General features: G+C 47.3%; 16 protein-coding genes. 4 read left to right on the top strand and 12 right to left on the bottom strand.

Going from position 1 to position 17,032, the window contains the following annotated elements; genetic code table 11:
• Positions 1-534: 534 nt before the first annotated feature.
• From LOZ80_RS00910 to LOZ80_RS00895, 4 genes are all read right to left on the bottom strand, one after another.
• Positions 535-1,269, bottom strand: coding sequence for a response regulator transcription factor (locus LOZ80_RS00910; RefSeq protein ID WP_238169669.1), 735 nt, complete (start codon positions 1,267-1,269; stop codon positions 535-537).
• 77 nt (positions 1,270-1,346) lie between these two features.
• Positions 1,347-2,615 carry a cation:proton antiporter gene (locus tag LOZ80_RS00905; protein ID WP_238169668.1) on the bottom strand — a complete coding sequence of 423 codons (1,269 nt, stop codon included), beginning with the start codon at positions 2,613-2,615 and terminating at the stop codon, positions 1,347-1,349.
• A complete protein-coding gene (locus LOZ80_RS00900) occupies positions 2,615-3,277 on the bottom strand; it encodes a potassium channel family protein (protein ID WP_238169667.1) in 663 nt (220 codons plus the stop codon). The genes LOZ80_RS00905 and LOZ80_RS00900 overlap by 1 nt, the downstream gene beginning before the upstream one ends.
• A gap of 10 nt (positions 3,278-3,287) precedes the next feature.
• Complete coding sequence (locus LOZ80_RS00895) at positions 3,288-4,640, bottom strand: TrkH family potassium uptake protein (protein ID WP_238169666.1); 1,353 nt, start codon at positions 4,638-4,640, stop codon at positions 3,288-3,290.
• Positions 4,641-4,849: 209 nt separating this feature from the next.
• Between LOZ80_RS00895 and LOZ80_RS00890 the strand changes: the two genes are divergently transcribed.
• The gene (locus LOZ80_RS00890; RefSeq protein ID WP_238169665.1) at positions 4,850-6,484 is read left to right on the top strand and encodes a CPBP family intramembrane glutamic endopeptidase; all 1,635 of its coding nucleotides are present in this window, start codon (positions 4,850-4,852) and stop codon (positions 6,482-6,484) included.
• On the opposite strand, the gene uvrC is transcribed toward LOZ80_RS00890, so the two are convergent.
• From uvrC to LOZ80_RS00875, 3 genes are all read right to left on the bottom strand, one after another.
• Positions 6,444-8,408, bottom strand: coding sequence for an excinuclease ABC subunit UvrC (gene uvrC, locus LOZ80_RS00885; protein ID WP_238169664.1), 1,965 nt, complete (start codon positions 8,406-8,408; stop codon positions 6,444-6,446). The two genes, LOZ80_RS00890 and uvrC, sit on opposite strands and share 41 nt — an antisense overlap.
• A 95-nt stretch (positions 8,409-8,503) precedes the next feature.
• Entirely contained in the window at positions 8,504-8,818 is a 315-nt protein-coding gene (gene trxA / locus LOZ80_RS00880) for a thioredoxin (RefSeq protein ID WP_189011412.1), read from the bottom strand.
• A gap of 144 nt (positions 8,819-8,962) precedes the next feature.
• Positions 8,963-9,370: a MerR family transcriptional regulator gene (locus LOZ80_RS00875; protein ID WP_337950991.1), complete on the bottom strand. Its 408-nt coding sequence runs from the start codon at positions 9,368-9,370 to the stop codon at positions 8,963-8,965.
• A gap of 179 nt (positions 9,371-9,549) precedes the next feature.
• Here LOZ80_RS00875 and LOZ80_RS00870 point away from each other — a divergent pair, with 179 nt between their 5' ends.
• A complete protein-coding gene (locus LOZ80_RS00870; protein ID WP_189011414.1) occupies positions 9,550-9,693 on the top strand; it encodes a YqzM family protein in 144 nt (47 codons plus the stop codon).
• A gap of 143 nt (positions 9,694-9,836) precedes the next feature.
• Entirely contained in the window at positions 9,837-10,838 is a 1,002-nt protein-coding gene (locus LOZ80_RS00865) for a globin-coupled sensor protein (protein WP_238169663.1), read from the top strand.
• A 541-nt stretch (positions 10,839-11,379) separates the two neighbouring features.
• Here LOZ80_RS00865 and dnaI read toward each other — a convergent pair.
• The 3 genes from dnaI to LOZ80_RS00850 all read right to left on the bottom strand — a co-directional run bounded on the left by dnaI (position 11,380) and on the right by LOZ80_RS00850 (position 14,498).
• Positions 11,380-12,330, bottom strand: a complete 951-nt coding sequence (gene dnaI / locus LOZ80_RS00860) for a primosomal protein DnaI (RefSeq protein ID WP_238169662.1) — start codon at positions 12,328-12,330, stop codon at positions 11,380-11,382.
• 98 nt (positions 12,331-12,428) lie between these two features.
• A complete protein-coding gene (locus tag LOZ80_RS00855; protein ID WP_238169661.1) occupies positions 12,429-13,949 on the bottom strand; it encodes a replication initiation and membrane attachment family protein in 1,521 nt (506 codons plus the stop codon).
• 180 nt (positions 13,950-14,129) lie between these two features.
• Positions 14,130-14,498, bottom strand: coding sequence for a winged helix-turn-helix transcriptional regulator (locus tag LOZ80_RS00850; RefSeq protein ID WP_238169660.1), 369 nt, complete (start codon positions 14,496-14,498; stop codon positions 14,130-14,132).
• A gap of 125 nt (positions 14,499-14,623) precedes the next feature.
• Here LOZ80_RS00850 and LOZ80_RS00845 point away from each other — a divergent pair, with 125 nt between their 5' ends.
• Positions 14,624-15,658, top strand: coding sequence for a zinc-binding alcohol dehydrogenase family protein (locus LOZ80_RS00845; RefSeq protein WP_238169659.1), 1,035 nt, complete (start codon positions 14,624-14,626; stop codon positions 15,656-15,658).
• 60 nt (positions 15,659-15,718) lie between these two features.
• On the opposite strand, the gene LOZ80_RS00840 is transcribed toward LOZ80_RS00845, so the two are convergent.
• Together LOZ80_RS00840 and LOZ80_RS00835 are read right to left on the bottom strand one after the other, a co-directional pair.
• Positions 15,719-16,600 (bottom strand): alpha/beta fold hydrolase, encoded by an 882-nt coding sequence (locus LOZ80_RS00840; RefSeq protein WP_238169658.1) that lies wholly within the window; start codon positions 16,598-16,600, stop codon positions 15,719-15,721.
• A 73-nt stretch (positions 16,601-16,673) separates the two neighbouring features.
• Positions 16,674-16,964, bottom strand: coding sequence for a YuiB family protein (locus LOZ80_RS00835; protein ID WP_238169657.1), 291 nt, complete (start codon positions 16,962-16,964; stop codon positions 16,674-16,676).
• Positions 16,965-17,032: the final 68 nt, after the last annotated feature.

The following is a 17,032-nucleotide window of genomic DNA, read 5'->3' as shown; positions in this document are numbered from 1 at the left end:
AATAACGTACTGGAGTTCCCTCAACCTCCCGATAATGACACTTTTGGCTAGAATAGCGTACTGGAGTTCCCTCTGCGAGAGGCAGTTGGAATAACTCCGCGTTCACTCCAAACTAGGTTTCCAAGTCACTACACCTCACAAGCCTCCTTACGAACTCAATAACCTTTATTCGGCCAAAATCACTCATTCTGAAAATCTAATGAATGCCAGATGCGCTATTTCAAGCAATTGATTACCTTTCCGCCAATAAAGTGCCCTGTAGCGCCAACTCCGTTCATTAAATCTCAAAAGCAGCCATTTTCCGGTCTATAAGCATCCTACAGTTCATTAGATGCACGTTTAGACCGAAAAGCCCTAAAGCGAATAAGTCTGCTTTGGACGTCATTAAGAAAATCCTTGCTTGCGGTGGACGCCAGCTAAAAAGAGGGAACCCCTTAACAGCAAAATAGCGCACTGGAGCTCCCTCCGCGCGAGGCCGATCCGGGTAAACCAAAAAGCCAACCCCGCATTCACCACTTGGAGTTGGCTTTTCATTTACATATATTTATACCCTACACCCCAAACCGTTCTAATTCGCTGCGGTTCCTTGGGGTTATCTTCGATTTTCTTCCTAAGATTTGCAATATGCACATCAATCGCCCGATCCGTCACATAGGAGTCGAAGCCGCGAACCGTTTGGAGCAAATCCTCTCGACTGAATACACGGCCTGGATTGTTAACGAAGCACTTCATAATTTCGAACTCCGAGTAGGTCGTCTCAACGATCTGACCACGAACCAGCATAGAGCGTGTATGCAGATTGAGCATGATACTCTTATCTCCGTCCTTCTTGGTCACCGCTGCTTTGGGCTGGGCCTCCATGAGAGCGATAGACTGCACGGCAGGAAAATCGCTTTTCTTCTGATACGTATTGGAACGGCGGATGAGCGCATGCACCCGCGCACTCATTTCATGCATGCTGAACGGTTTGCACATATAATCATCTGCGCCGGCTCCAAGTGCGTTGACCCGTTCAACGACTTTGTTCTTCATCGAAACAATCATGATCGGCACACCAGAAGTTTGACGAACCCGTCTGCAAAGTTCAAGTCCATCCATATCAGGCAGCATCAGATCAAGCAAAATAATGTCCGGGGCAAACTTATAGATCGCTTCCGCCCCGTCTTGACCGTTCTCTTTACGCATGACTGTAAAGCCTTCTTCACCTAAATACATAGATACCATATCGCCGATCATTGCGTCATCTTCAATCATTAATACTTTATACATTAGGGGTCCACCTTCGCCTCGTCATTCTCTCGTTGTGCACAGTGCTAAAGTTGAGGGCTAAAAAGTTGAGATATCCTTCATTTGACAGGTTGCGTACTTCCTTTTATATCGGTTCCCTCAGCCTTTACTTCAAGTCCTAATTTCCGGGCTACATAGGCTGTTGTGCTAGCCTGGAATAATATCGTGATCAAGACCGCCATAAATGTAACACTTGCAATTAATTCGCTATGCGCTACGCCCAAACCTGCAACCATCCCACTTAAAGCGGCAGGAATAACGCCTGTTTCTCGCACCCAAAACATAAACAAAATTTCTCGCCAAGTCCAGCCGGCTTTACGATCAGGCCATGTACAAGCTAGAACTGTAAGAGGCCGCGCAACAAAAATAAAAACAAAGATAACGCCTAGGCTCGTCCAGAGATTCGCCACAATCAAAGGAAAATTCACTTGGCTGCCCAAGAGAATGAAAATCAACATTCGCATGATAACGGTCATATTATCGGAAAAATGATCCATCTCATGCCGTTTGTCTTGCATATTCAATTTGAAGGTTTCGGCATTCCCCCACATTAAGCCAGCCGTGAAGGTTGCCATAAAACCGCTGACACCCACATATTCGCCCGCAATATAAGCCCCCAATGAAGTAACAACCATCGCAATCGTCGCATAGTCTCTCAATAATCCTAATCGCAAGTGGGCAGTCAAGTAAGTCATTCCAAACCCTATGACCGCTCCCAATGCGAGTCCGCCAAGCGCAGTCTTCACAAAATCTATAATACCTGAGGCTATAGAAATCTTCTCTGTCCCCAAAATAATCGCCAGCAAGGAGAAGGTTAAAATGGACGCTGTCGCATCGTTGAATGCGGATTCACTCTCTACCGTCTCCCTCACTTTCGTGCGGATCTTCACTTGTTTGAATACGGGAATGAGTGTGGCTGGATCCGTAGAAGCAATAATAGCACCCAGCAGCAAAGCATAAAGCCAAGGCAAATCCAAGAGCAGATGAGCTGTTACCGCGACTGCGCCGCAAGTAAGCAATACACCCGGTATACTTAATAAACCAACTGTCAGCCACACTTTACGCAGCCCAGTCAGTTTAATATTGCGTCCTCCGTCAAAAAGGATTAACGACGAACCAAGAACCAGGATGAATTGATTCGTGAACGAGGTGCTCGTCTCATCAATCCAATGAAAAGCTTGGCCTGCCATCATCCCCGCCACAAGAAATAAAGCCACATCGGGAAGCTTCAACCATTGCGCAGCTTTGCCAAATAACATGCCCAAACCAAAAATTAAAACGAGCAGAATAAGTACATGTTCAATCAGGTGGGATGTTGTATTTTCCATTACCCGATTACTTCACTCTCGAACTTATCAATTTGTTCATTCGTTCCGATAATCACCATCATATCATTCTCATTGACGACATCCGTAGAGGTCGGGGCAATAATGACACCTGTTTGTTTGTTAATAGCAACTACGCTGCAGCCAAATTTGGCTCGCGGGTCGAGTTCTTTAATCGTTAGTCCACACAATCGTTTGGGTACAGAGAGCTCTGCAATCGTGTAATCTTTGGAAATCTCGATATAGTCCAGCAAGTTCGGCGAGTTTAATTGATGCGCTACACGGATGCCCATGTCCCGCTCCGGATATATCACACGGTCAACCCCTAACTTCTGCAAGACCTTCCCATGAAGTTCAGATAACGCTTTGGCAACAACTTTTTTGACGCCCAAATCCTTGAGCACAATTGCCGCCAAAATGCTGGATTGAATGTCATCCCCAATGGCAACCACCGCACAGTCGAAATTACGTACGCCTAATGATTTGAGTACATCCTCGTCTGTAGCATCAGCTACTACGGTATGGGTAAGCACATGACTCATCTCGTCTACAGCTTCCTCGTCCCTATCGATACCAAGCACCTCGTTGCCTAGTTTGATAAGTTCTTTGGAAATACTCGCTCCAAACCGTCCGAGTCCTACGACCACATACTGCGTCTTTTTCATCTTCTTTCCCCTATCCAATCGTGATTTTACCCTCAGGGTATCTAAATAATTCTTTCTCTTGCTTAGGTTGAAGCGCATACGCCAGTGTAATCAGGCCTAATCGACCCGCAAACATCGTCAAGGAGATGAGAATTTTGCCAAATGTCGTTAAATCCGGCGTCAGCCCCATCGTTAACCCTACTGTTGCGAATGCCGAGGTGACTTCAAACAATATTTTGAGCAGCTGCGAATCCTCCGTCGTTGACAGCAGCATCGTAACCATAATGACCAGAAACAAGGCGACCATCGTTAGGGTAATCGCTTTGAGAATGCGATCCTTAGCCAAACGGTAGCGGAAGATAACGATATCTTCTTTGCCACGGATCATCGTGATGATTGCAGCTATAAGAATCGTGAACGTCGTGGTCTTGATACCGCCCCCTGTTGAACCGGGCGATGCCCCGATGAACATCAGAATAACCATGAAAAATTGCGAAGCTTGCCGCATAGCGCCAATATCTACGGTGTTCGGACCTGCTGTCCGCGGGGCAACAGATTGGAAGAATGAAGCTAGAATTTTCCCGCCCATATGCAGCGAACCTATTGTTCTGTTATTCGTATATTCGAATATAAAGATGATGAGGGCACCTAGTACAATGAGCAAGCCAGTCATGCTTAATACGACCTTTGAATGGAGCGAAAGCCGCTTGGTGCTGCGGAAATCAATAGCGTCGGACATGACAATAAAGCCAATACCCCCAAGCACGATGAGAGCCATTGCCACGAAGTTGATCACAAAATCATCCACATATCCCGTTAATGAAATGAAAGGAGCATCCACCGTTCCAAACAGATCAAAGCCTGCATTGTTAAACATGGAAATGGCATGCCAGATGCCGAAGTACAAAGCTTTTGAGAAACCCAAATCAAATGACCAACGAATCGTGAAAATGACTGCAGCTATCGCTTCAATCGTTAAGGAGTAAATCAAGACTCTGCGAATCAATCGCACGATGCCTTCCATGCTGCCTTGGTTGAAGGCTTCTTGCAGAACGAGTCTCTCCTTGAGCGTAATTTTTTTGCGAAATACAAAAGCTAGCAGGGTTGCCATTGTCATGAACCCTAAGCCGCCAATTTGAATCAAACATACAATAACAACTTGTCCAAACATCGTGTACGTGCTCCCTGTGTCCACAACAACAAGTCCTGTTACACAAGTCGCTGAAGTTGATGTAAAGAGCGCATCGATAAATGGAATGGACTGGCCTGTTGCCGAAGCAAACGGAAGCATCAAAAGGCCGGTTCCCAATAAAATAATAACGGCAAAACCCAGCACTAGAATTTGAGGCGGTGTCATTTGCCTGAATTTCATTTTTTTAATCATAACGCCTCCCGTATTAAAGCAAAAACTCTGAATTTCCAGTGCTTTCCCGGTAGGATTCCCCGTTCTCATGAAGAAATTCGGCTTGTCATGCAATTGATAGGTATTATATAACTGTTTAGGTTTCTTTACCACTGAATTGGCAATCTTTTTAAACTGTGGTAACGTGAAAAGATGGGTTTCATAATTGTGAACCAGAAGGGAAATTCACTATGCCAAGGCCAACCTTAAATCGTCATCTCCTCGTTCTTGCCAGTATCGGAATCGCGTTATATCTTGTCATAACCATTCTATACGGACTCCAAACCGAAGAAGCATCAGCCGGTGACAATCCTTCGATCACCAAGGCCGCCGCCGCAGACAGCGCGACACAATTCGTAAGTGGGCGATATGGCGTGAAAGCCTCCGATACTTTCGTGGTCTATCAGTCCAAGAAAGACCGCAGTGGTTATTTGCAAAAGGAAAATTTACTCGAAACTTATAATAAAACGTATGGGGAACGTTACCCGATTGATTATTATCAAGTTAGTGTAAATGACAAGAAAACGAATCGTCAATTCATCGTTGAAGTTAATTATACGAATGCCTCCGTCATTGGCTGGCACGAAATACTTGTCTCCCCCCAAGGTGCGCTCATCAGCAAGCAGAAAGCCGATATTTTGGCCAAGCAGGAAATGCGGACGCAGGGACTTGATCCCGATGAAATGACCCTCATCGACGTTGACAAATCAGAAACGGAGGAAGTTAACGGAACAACGCTTTATTACGAGAAAACCTCTTTGCCTCTGGGTGAGGCTAAGTTTCAGGTGCGCATGGAATTCGATGAGAAGAGCTTGGTCGGCTATACCGCTCAATTCAGCTTGCCTTCCTCTCATAAGGCCTGGATCGACCAACAGGATCACTCCGCTTCCGTGATGACCTGGATTTCTATGGGTTTCACAATCCTTATGACCCTTGCCTCTATCGTCTTCGCAATCATTTATAGAAAACATATGAGATTCAGCAGAGGCTTATATTTAACCGCCATATTCCTAGCCATTTATCTAACAAACAACTTTAATATGTATCCAGCTTTTCGGTCTGTGAGCGGTACAGTGAACGTAGAATTTGCTACTTGGGCAACCATCATTTTCATGGATGTAGTCACAGTTTTACTAGGCGTTTCGCTCTACTTCGCGCTAGTAGCCGGCAACGGTTTGTGGGCTGCCGCAGGTCAAAACAAATGGCCCGCTTGGAAAGAGAGCAAGTTCGGCAGCGATGTCTTCCACGGTATGGGACGCGGCTATTTATTGGCCCTCTTCATTCTTGGCATTCAGCAAGTGCTGTTCTATGCCGGCGAAACGAGCTTTGATGTCTGGGCCGTCAATGACCCTACAGATTCGGTTCTCAATATGCTGGAACCCCGTTTATTCCCGCTGATGGCCTGGGTTGCGGCAATTTCCGAAGAAGCAACCTACCGCTTGCTCGGCATCATTTTATTTAAAAAATTGTTCCGCAACAACTTCATTGCTGTCTTGATTCCTAGTATCATTTGGGCAGCCAGCCATACCCAATATCCAATTTATCCGGTATATACAAGGTTGATTGAGGTTACAATTATTGGCATTATTCTTGGTTATGTGTTCCTCAAATACGGCTTCATCACCGCTGTATTCGCACATGCCTGCATGGACAGCATTCTGATGGGCATGTCACTCTTCTCACTCGGGCACATCAGCGATATTCTAGCTGGTATCTTCTATCTCCTGCTTCCGGCGCTCATTGGTTTACTGCTGGCTTGGATGCATGGAAAAAGACGGCCCCCCCTTACTCCTGGGGAATTGCCGCCTCGCCTTGAAGTGCTTTGATAATTTCGCCCGCCAATTTCTCACCGATTCCCAGAGGCTTGAAGTCTTGAACTTCAGCCTCTTTTATTTTGCGCACGGAGCCGAAATGTTTGAGCAGCGCCTTGCGCCGTTTTTCACCAATACCTGGTATGGCATCAAGTTGGGACACAACCATCGATTTCGCTCTTGTTTCCCGGTGGAACGTGATGGCGAATCGGTGGACTTCATCTTGAATCCGCTGAAGCAAGTAGAACTCCTGGCTATCCCGCGGCAATGGAACGATCTCTGCGGGATCACCGATCATGAGCTGAGCCGTCTTATGCTTCGCATCCTTGACCAGTCCGCAGATTGGGATGAAGAGGCCCAGTTCATTCTCCAGTACATCCACAGCGGCCGATATCTGTCCCTTCCCGCCGTCTACAACGATCAGGTCGGGCATCGTCAAGTTATCTTTGAGCACCCGCTCGTACCTGCGCCGAATGACTTCGCGCATAGTCTCGTAATCATCCGGTCCAACGACCGTCTTCACTTTATATTTGCGGTATTCCTTGCGATCCGGCCGACCGTCTACGAAAACAACCATCGCCGACACTGGATTAGTACCTTGAATATTGGAATTATCGAACGCTTCAATCCGGCGTATCGTGCCCAGACCCAGCCATTCGCCCAGATTCTCGACCGCTTTGGTTGTCCGCTTCTCATCGCGCTCTACCAAGCGGAACTTCTCGTCCAGCGCATTGCGCGCGTTGTCCTTAGCCATATCAACCATTTGCTTCTTGAGCCCGCGCCGTGGAATATGCACCTTGACTTTGAGCCAGGATTCCAATGCTTCGCGGACATCTTTCTCCTCCGCCTCCGCTTGCGCAGCTTCCTTCGTGGGCACGGCTTCTGCCGCTTCCTCTGCGACAGGAGTCGCTTCCTCTGCGGCAGATATCGCTTCCCCTGCGGCTGAAGCCTCTCCCCCCTGCACAGGCATGGTTGGAAGGAAAATTTCCTTAGGCAGCGCCGGATTCTCGCTGTAGACTTGCGTCACATAAGTCATGAAATCACTGTATTCATCGCCGTAATAAGGGAAGAGCGAGACATGGCGCTCGATCAGCTTGCCCTGGCGCATATATTGAATGTGCACAGCCATCCAGCCCTTGTCGACTGCGTAGCCGAACACGTCGCGGTCCAGCGCATCCACGGAGTTGATCTTCTGCTTCTCCATCACCGCTTCGATGTTCAAGATATGATCGCGCAATTCCTTCGCGCGCTCAAAGTTCAGTTCCTCCGCTGCCGCCAACATCTTGGTGGTCAGCTCTTCCTTAATAACATCGTGTCCTCCGTTGAGGAAACGACTGATTTCTTGCACCATCCGCTCGTTCGTCTCCGCGGTGATATCGAATTCGCATGGCGCCAGACACTGCCCGATATGATAGTATAGGCATACTTTCTCGGGCATAGTCTTGCACTTGCGCAGCGGATAAAGCCGATCCAGCAGCTTCTTCGTCTGCTGGGCCGCAAAAGCGTTCGGATAAGGGCCGAAATACTTGCCCTTATCCTTGTAGATCCGCCGCGTGACTTCCAGGCGCGGCTGCGCTTCATTGGTAATCTTGATGTAAGGGAAAGTCTTGTCATCCTTCAACAGGACATTGTATCTGGGATGATGCTGCTTAATCAGATTACACTCGAGGATTAACGCTTCCATATTCGAGGACGTAATAATATATTCAAAGTCGCGGATTTCGCTGACTAGTTTTTGCGTTTTTGCACTGTGACTTCCCGTGAAATAGGAACGCACACGATTTTTCAATACTTTGGCTTTACCCACATAAATAATGGTGCCTTCGCGGTTTTTCATAATGTAGCAGCCTGGTTTGTCAGGCAATAAAGATAGCTTGTGCTTAATCACTTCTAAACTTTGTTCACGAACTTTGGGGTCTTCCTGTTCCTGCTCGGTCATGCTCTCGTCTCCTTTCACACAACAAAAAAGCTCTTTCTCAGCATAGCAGAAAAAGAGCTTTTTCACACGAACAATTGTTTCTAGTTTCTAACAAATTATTGATGACGGGAAACTACATTTTTGAGCGCTTCTTTGGATTGGAAGCCCACAACTTTATCAACAGGCTGTCCGTCTTTGAAAACGATCAGTGTTGGGATACTCATAACGCCAAAGCGAGCAGCGGATTCCGGATTGTCATCCACGTTAACTTTTGCGATTTTCAACGTTTCGATTTCTTTATCAAGCTCTTCCAATACAGGAGCGATCATTTTACAAGGTCCGCACCAAGGCGCCCAGAAGTCTACAAGTACTGTACCTTCTCCTTCAACTTCTGCTTTAAAGCTGTTATCAGAAACATTCACGATTGACATGATAGTTCCTCCTTCTAAGAATGGATTTGATTTATAGCATCAAGTAGGACTAAGCTACCGATGAACGTCAACAAGTAAAGTATACCACACCACTAGGTCATTTCAACCAAGCCAACATTTAGCCACCGTCAGTTGAGAGCATTCCTAAATCGTCGGTAAACCTACAGGCAGCCCCTGAAGCCTTTGCTGCTCAATAAAAGCGATACGATCCTTCAAATTCGCTTGCAGCAGCTGCAGCATTTCCATTTGTCGCTCAATGTCTTGCAGCTTCTCTGTGTAGAGTGGCAGCAAATCATCGCATAACGACTCCTGATTTTTCATGACACAGTTGAGAAAGCTTTCGATTTGTTCGGTCGTGAAGCCTAAACTTAAATAGAATTGAATGGTTTTCACACGTTCCACAACCATCTGATTGTAGACTCTGTAGCCATTTTCTTCGCGTTGTGTCGTGATGAGTCCTTTGGCTTCATAGTACCGCAATGAACGAATGCTGGCACCGGTAAGCTTGGATAATTCACTAATCCGCATCGCCATCACCTTTTCCTTGATCAAGTAAGGATATACTCATTGTAAACCATGACACTAATGTTAGAGTCAAGTCTTATTTTACAGAATCCGCTCTTAACGGTGATTGTTTTCATAATTGTCACTTCGATTAGCTTTACAACTTTCGACGAATTTGGGTATACTAAACTTAAACTACGAATGTCGGACGTTAGGGGGGTAACCACATGAGCGATCCTAAACACCCTGAGCTTCACGTGTATGAAGAACCGCGTAACGATTTAATGGATGTAGGCATTGGCTTTGGCGGATTCTTCGCAGTCTTGTTTATCATTGCAGCCATTGCTACAGTGATTCAAGTTATGAAATAGAACCGTCCAAGCCTAAGTAACAAAGCCGCTTTGCACTCACCTGTGAAGCGGTTTTTTTCTTGCAGTTTGCTTGTCCAACAGGATGTAAAATATAAGCAACGGACCACCACTTACATGTAAGACAGAAGGAGACCGATTATTCCATGATTAAAGTTCAACCAGAACGTCAGAAACTTATTTCCTTCATCGGCCTAACCGATGGGGATCTACAGCTATTGAAAAGTAAAGAAGCCGCTTTTCAGCTTGTCGTGGACAAGCTTGTAGACGAATTGTATGCAGAGATTATTAGATGGCCTGAGCTCGTCGCCCTTATTGAGAAACACAGTACCATTGAACGGCTCAAGGAAACACAACGCTGGTATTTCTTATCCATGGCATCCGGTGTGATTGATGAAGAATATATCAAAAAACGCCTTTTTATTGGCAACGTACATTCGCGAATCGGCTTAACGACTTCCTGGTACCTCGGCACTTATTTAAAATATGCAGATTTAGCTACCTTTCATTTCAAGCAGCATCTTCCCGAGGACTGGGCCCAAGTTCTTCATTCGCTGAGCAAAATGTTTAACTTGGATTCTCAGCTTGTCCTCGAGGCTTACGAGCACGAGGAGAAACAGAAGATCCAAACGCTTGCAGATGAGCAAAATAGAATGCTGACAACGATCACCAGCGCCGTCCAAGATCTTGCATCCATGATGGTTGAGCTTGGCGGCAGCAGCCAGACGGTTGCTGATACAGCGATTCAGACTGCTGAATCCCAAGAGCTCTCCAACACGCGTATCGATGAGCTCAACAATGAGATCAAAGACATCGCGAAGATGGGCTCCGTCATGAAAGAAATCTCCGATCAGACGCATCTGCTCGGATTGAACGCAGCCATTGAAGCGGCCCGTTCCGGCGAGCATGGCCGCGGCTTCGAAGTCGTCGCCAACGAAGTGCGCAAACTCGCTTCCCACTCCAGAGAATCGCTGGATCAGATTCAATCCAAGCTAAAGCTGATTACGCAGAAGCTTGATCTGGTCAAGAAAGGCTCCGAGGAAACAACGCACTATGCGCGTACCCAAGCAGCCAGTGCTCAGGAGCTGACCTCATTCGTGCAAATGATTGAGAATGTGACAGCTGAGCTGGAGAAGTTGAAGAAATAGCGAAAATGACCGTCAGGAGGGATTGTTCCTCTTGACGGTCATTTTAATTAATGCGCTTAATACCGCCAACAGTGTGCTTAATCCTGCCGATAGTATGCTCCGATACCATGCTTATCCCTCGCCGATAAGGGGATCAATTTTTCCATCCCAACCCCGCTAAAGGGAACTACGATCCTCTATTTTGTCGAAAATCGACCAAAAAGCTACCCAAGCGGAACTACGATCCCTTATTTGCCCATTTTGGCTTCTGAAGCCTGCTTATTATGGCAAATAGCGCCCTGTAGTTCCGTTTCACTGTGAATCCACGGATTTCTTCCTCATTAGCGTATCCTAGTTCCCTTTCAGCGGTCTTGCAGGTCTTGCGGGTCCTGCGGATCTTGCGGGTCTTGCGGGTCTTGCGGGTCTTGCGGGTCTTGCGATTCAAGAGTTTCCAGCTATTCCGCCTGTTCCGCCTGTTCTGTCTGTTCCGCCTATTCCGCCAATTCCGCCCGTTCCAGCTGTCCTGCCTGTCCCTGAGGTTCTAGCAGTTCCTGCTATCCCATCATTTCCCCCGCTTATTCGTCCCCGTCACCTCAACGACATCAACAAAAGGGCGAATACGGTCCATGATGCGCTGCCCTTTGTACTCCTCATCGCCATCCTTGTTGGTGAAGCTGAAATGCTTCTCCAAATCGTGAAGCGCGTAGTTCGAAGTGAAAAATGTCGGCTTCCGGTTCATCCGATGATTCACGATGGCGCCTATGACATGGTCCCGCAGCCATGGATTCAGGTTTTCCGCACCAATATCATCGAAAACCAGCAGATCCGTATCTTTCAGGAGGTCAATCGTTTCCTTGAGCTTATTCGGCTCTTGGAACATCCCCTTCAAGTCCTCGGCGAAATCCGGCATATAGACTATAGCGCCTGTCATACCAACCTTGGCCAATTGATGCAGCATGTAACCCATCAGAAACGTTTTTCCCGTCCCGAACGATCCAGAAAGGTATAATCCACGCGGCTGCAGCCCGTCCTCCATCGTGAGGCTGACATAGTCGTTGATTTGCATGACCGCTTTGGCTCGATCCAAATCCGTTTCGAGGATTTCTCCGAACGAGTAGCTGCGCGAGATCATCCGCGGATCCACGTGAAAGGTACGAATACGACTGCTGATCGCATCCTGCAACTGCTTCGCATTGAACTTCTTGCAGGCTACCTTTTCCTCATGAATAAAAGCTTTCTCATTCACGGAGTCAGCCGTAAGCATCGTATAATGTCCTGTCATATCATTGGGACATCGGTCCAAGCCGGGGCAATTCGAACAGCTTTTGAACTCGGTTACGTACTGGTAGAGCTTGTTCATATTAATCTTGACCGTATAGTCATCGACAAATGGGTACTTCTGGCGAAATTTGTGAACCAAGGCATCGTCCATAACTGCCCTGATTTTGTCTTCTGCCTTCCGTCTCCATTCCGAATTCGGCATTGATTTGAGTAAGTGCGACAGGGATTCCATGCTTGCGGCACCTCCTAATTTATCAGGCATGCTATTTAAAATTACTTATCTAAAATGTGCGGCACTCCCGTTATCTCATGGACACGCTCGGCCCTTGGCTAACTTTTGCGGTTAAAGCGCTCATCCAGCTTCTGCGCCATCCGGCGCGCTGCCTCCAGTTCTTCTTCCGTCAGCCTCGATGAGGCTGCGGCACCGGCATCCGGCACCACAATCGGGATGTGCGGCTTCTGCGTCTTGCCTTGACGGCCTCTGGTTACAGAGCCGTTGCTCGCTTTGGCTGCTTCCACCTTGGATGCGGCTTTCAGTTTGTAGCTGATCTTCTCGCGAACGTACTCGACCGCGTGCTCATAGGAACTGATTTGCTTGCCCAGCATGTCTGAAGCGACTGCTTCAATCGAAGATTTGGCCCATGAACGACGATCAATGTGCAGGAAGTGAATCAGTACATTGATGACTTCTTCCTTTAATTTATAATTCAAATCAATTTTCTCAAATATGTTAAGTACACCGTCAGGTATCGAGCCCTGAGTGAAAAACATTTTCAAGACTGCGGTATACGGCTCGTTACGCATAATGTAATTGTACTGATGGTCGGTACACTCGCCGCGCAGCTGCTGCGGCACTTCCAGGTAATACGCCATTTCAACGGACTTATCGCCCGCCGTGTCTTGGGAAATATCCGACTCTTTGCCTTGTGACTTGTCTTCTGAACGTGCTATTGTCCGCTCGCGGTCCTCATCGCGCTTCTTGCTCTGCCTGTAGAACAGGTTTGCATTGTATTGCATCAAATCCATCTGAAGCTCGCCATCTTCGGCAAAAACGCCATCCTCGTCAAGCAAACGGCATGTTTCCTGCAAAGACAGGTTGTATTTCTTAGCAACAATATTAATAGCGGCCATCTGATCCGGCTTATGCTTGAGCGCCTCGACAAATATCCGATTGCTCGCTCCGCGAGGGAACCTCATGATGATGTCGGCATACTGGAAGCCTTTGGTCGTGACATCCATTCGCGCGTCCCCCTGCTTGCTCGCAGAAGCCTCGTACAACGCTTGTTCCAGCTCATAGTCGACCACTTGGGTATTGAGACGAAACAAATCGTAGAAGGGAACCGACAAGTTCTCTTCACTGGCATCACGGCACTCTTCGGGCTCCGGCGATAAGAGATCTTCCCGCAGAGACAGCAGCATGAATTTGCCAACCTTATCGCGCAGCAGCAGCGTTAAGTGCTGATTGCGGAAAAACTCATTAGGGCTCAAAGGTTGGAACAAGGTGTAAACGAACACATAGTCTTCTTCACCTGGCAGAAACTTGCGGGTCGTTTGCAGAAGGCCAATGGCCTCCAGCTTGGAGGATTGTTCGATCAAATACTTGCGGCCGCGCTCTCCTTGTTCAAGCTCAAGCAGCAAGAATAATTTGCGCTGTTGTTCCATCGGTGAAAATCCGACTTTTTCTGCACTCATCTGCTGATAGAGAGCTTGATAGAGGCTAATTGCCAATCCGCCTATCATCGGTTGATACATCATTGCCAACATTTTATAATCCAAACTGCTCAAAGAAAACTCACGGCTCACACAAAACCTGTGATTCTCCGTGAAATGCAGCATATTCGTCATTCGCATCCCGTTACAGCACCATCCTGCCTCAACCGTTTACAGCTCCAAAAGCTACTCGGTTTCTCTCTATTAGTCTACCACAAAAATCGACAATCTTGGTATCTACCAGAGAAAAGATAATATTACCTAAAAAGAAAAAACAATGAAAAAACCAACTTCGCCGTTGGCCGAATAATTAAAAAATTTCTATTGATCTCCGGTGGACGCGCACTCCGTTTGTTTTTTGTAGCTGATGCCCCATTCTTTCATAAGCAAAATAATCGGCACCAGCGTTAGTCCAAACTCCGTCAGCGAGTATTCTACCTTTGGCGGAACCTGATGATAGACCTCACGGTGGACCACGCCATCTTCCTCCAGCTCTCTTAGCTGCAAAGTCAGCATTCTCTGGGTGATCGTCGGACAGATTCTTTTGAATTCATTGAATCTTTTGGTCCCTCCGATCAGATGGTACAGAAGCACGCTTTTCCATTTGCCGCCTATGACATCCAATGTATATTCAACTGGACAGGCTTCCTTATTCGGACTATCTCCGTATCCACTTTTGCGATTACGCAATCAGACCCAACTCCTTAACAGTATATAAATTGATACTACGTAACATCATTGTGCGTACTTACTATTCTAGAACGGATCGATTAAACTAACAACCATAGAAACAATTATTCCTAGGAGATGAGCATATGACTGCAAAAGAAACAATGAAAGCGGTGGGTCTTTATCAATATTTGAACGTTGAGCATTCAGAAAGCTTGATCGATCTGGTGCTTGAAAAGCCGGCTCCGACAGGCCGTGATATCCTCGTGCACGTCAAGGCAATTTCCGTCAACCCCGTTGATGTGAAAGTCCGCGCCCCGAAAAGCAAAACCGAAGCCTCTCCCAGAATTCTCGGATGGGACGTTGCCGGCGTTGTTGCGCAAATCGGACCCGACTGCACCCTGTTTCAGCCCGGCGATGAAGTCTATTACGCCGGCAGCATCACACGCCCAGGCGGGAACAGCGAATTCCACCTCGTCGATGAGCGCATCGTTGGGTCGAAGCCAGCAGCATTGGACTTCGCTCAAGCGGCTGCACTGCCTCTGACAGCTATCACAGCCTGGGAAGCCTTATTCGATCGGCTCGGCGTGTCCAAGACCAGAGACAACAATGCTGGCAAGAGCATCCTCATCATCGGAGCTGCCGGAGGTGTAGGTTCCATCGCCACCCAACTGGCCAAACATGTCGGACTTACCGTTGTCGGCACGGCCTCCCGTCCAGAGTCAGCCGCTTGGGTGAAAGATATGGGGGCTGACCATACGATCAACCATTATGAAGATTTCGTCCCTCAATTGAATACCCTCGGCCTGTCCAATGTCGACTACATCTTCTGCCTCAACAGTACCGAGCAGCACTGGCAGAACATGGCCGATGCGATTGCGCCTCAAGGGAAAATTTGCTCCATCGTCGAAAACGAGCAGCTTTTGAATTTGACTTTGCTCAAAAATAAAAGTGTTACCTTTGTCTGGGAGTTCATGTTTACTCGCTCGATGTTCCAAACGGCCGATATGATCGAACAACATCATCTGCTGGATGAAGTAGCTCAATTGATCGCTGCTGGAACCCTTCGCAGCACTTTAGCGGAAAAGCTCACTCCCATCAACGCTGCCAATTTGCGCAAAGCTCATGCGATCCTCGAAGCAGGCTCAACCATTGGCAAAGTTGTTTTAGAACACTTTTGACACAGAGTCACGCTCAAGCAGAAAAAAACCTCAATTCCACATAAGTGGGGCTGAGGTTTTTCAATCTTGTGCATCTTGTACATCCTGTTCGTGCGCTGCCTCCCCATACATAGCGGGATTCAGCTTTCTGGCAATCGTCCGATCCAACTGGACCCGTTCCGTTGCAACATCCTCCAAGCTCTCCACCCAAAGTCGAATCAAGTCATTCATCTTAGGCGCGCTGCGGAAAGGGATTTGATGCTTGGCATCCTTGAGAAAATAAAGCGAGCTGTGCGGCAGTTTCTCATGCAGCATGTTCGCATACCGATGGAATCCATGGTCTTTCTGACCATAGATCAGAAGCACTGGATGCTCAATGCGGGCTAAACGACGCGTGCAAGAATACGTAAGGGACTGCTCCAAATAAGCTTTGACATTGTCTGGCGCATCATGTTTAGCACTTTCAAGCTGCTGCCTATACGTCGTTTCCTTGTCCGCATTGCCATAGATGACGGCTCTCTGGAGCAGCTTCAGAAGCAGCTCTGAACCTGCCATCCGCGATGCGAGCCATACCCTGCCTTTATTGTAGACATCCGTTAATTCTGACATCCCGCTTACGACGATGCCTCCTAGGAAGCGCTGCGGGTTCGCAAGCAAGCCTTCGAGAACGACCGATCCGCCTGTCGAATAGCCGCATAGATAAGCTTTCTCAATGCCTAGATAATCCATCAGTCGGCAAATATCCTCTACAATAAGGGCATAGGTGAAAGTTCTTTGGGATGGATTGCTGGCGCCATGACCTCTAATATCAAAAGTAATAACTCGGAAATGCCCGGATAACTGTTCTTTTTGATAGGCGAATGCCTGTGAGGTCAACAAAGGCGGATGAATGAAGATGAGAGGTGTGCCCGTTCCCGTGCTTTCATAGTGCAGTATCGTCCCATTCACATAAGCGAAAGGCAAAGTTGTCTCCTCCATCAGATCAAGTTGGGCAATCCCACCTTAGCCTGACCAACTCTGCCTGCTTTTATGATAATTAAAACATTTTGAAGCCGCGGATACGCAGCGCTTTAATCGCCGATCCACTAAGAATCGCCCCTGCCAAGCCACCGATAGCCGGAACGATATCAACAATCGTAAAGCTTTCGTCGCTAGATAAAAAAGAAGCCGAAGCCGTTCCTACAGATCCATAAATCACGACCCCAACGACGAGTGCAAGGAATGCATAGAGTGGAAACCATGTCGTTTTCATTAACATGTTCAAAATAAAACCGATTCCAAAAAATAACACCATCATCAAGACAGTGGCAATAACCATTTGCAGCAATGTATGTACCCCCTTAAACTTGTCAAAACTCTTTCGTTTGCTTTACCTAACTTCCTTATAATTGTAAT

Origin of the sequence: Paenibacillus sp. HWE-109 (assembly GCF_022163125.1) — a bacterium.
In the GTDB taxonomy this organism is placed as follows: domain Bacteria; phylum Bacillota; class Bacilli; order Paenibacillales; family NBRC-103111; genus Paenibacillus_E.
Note: the sequence above shows the minus strand (reverse complement) of the source record. Positions and strands in the feature narration are given on the sequence as shown.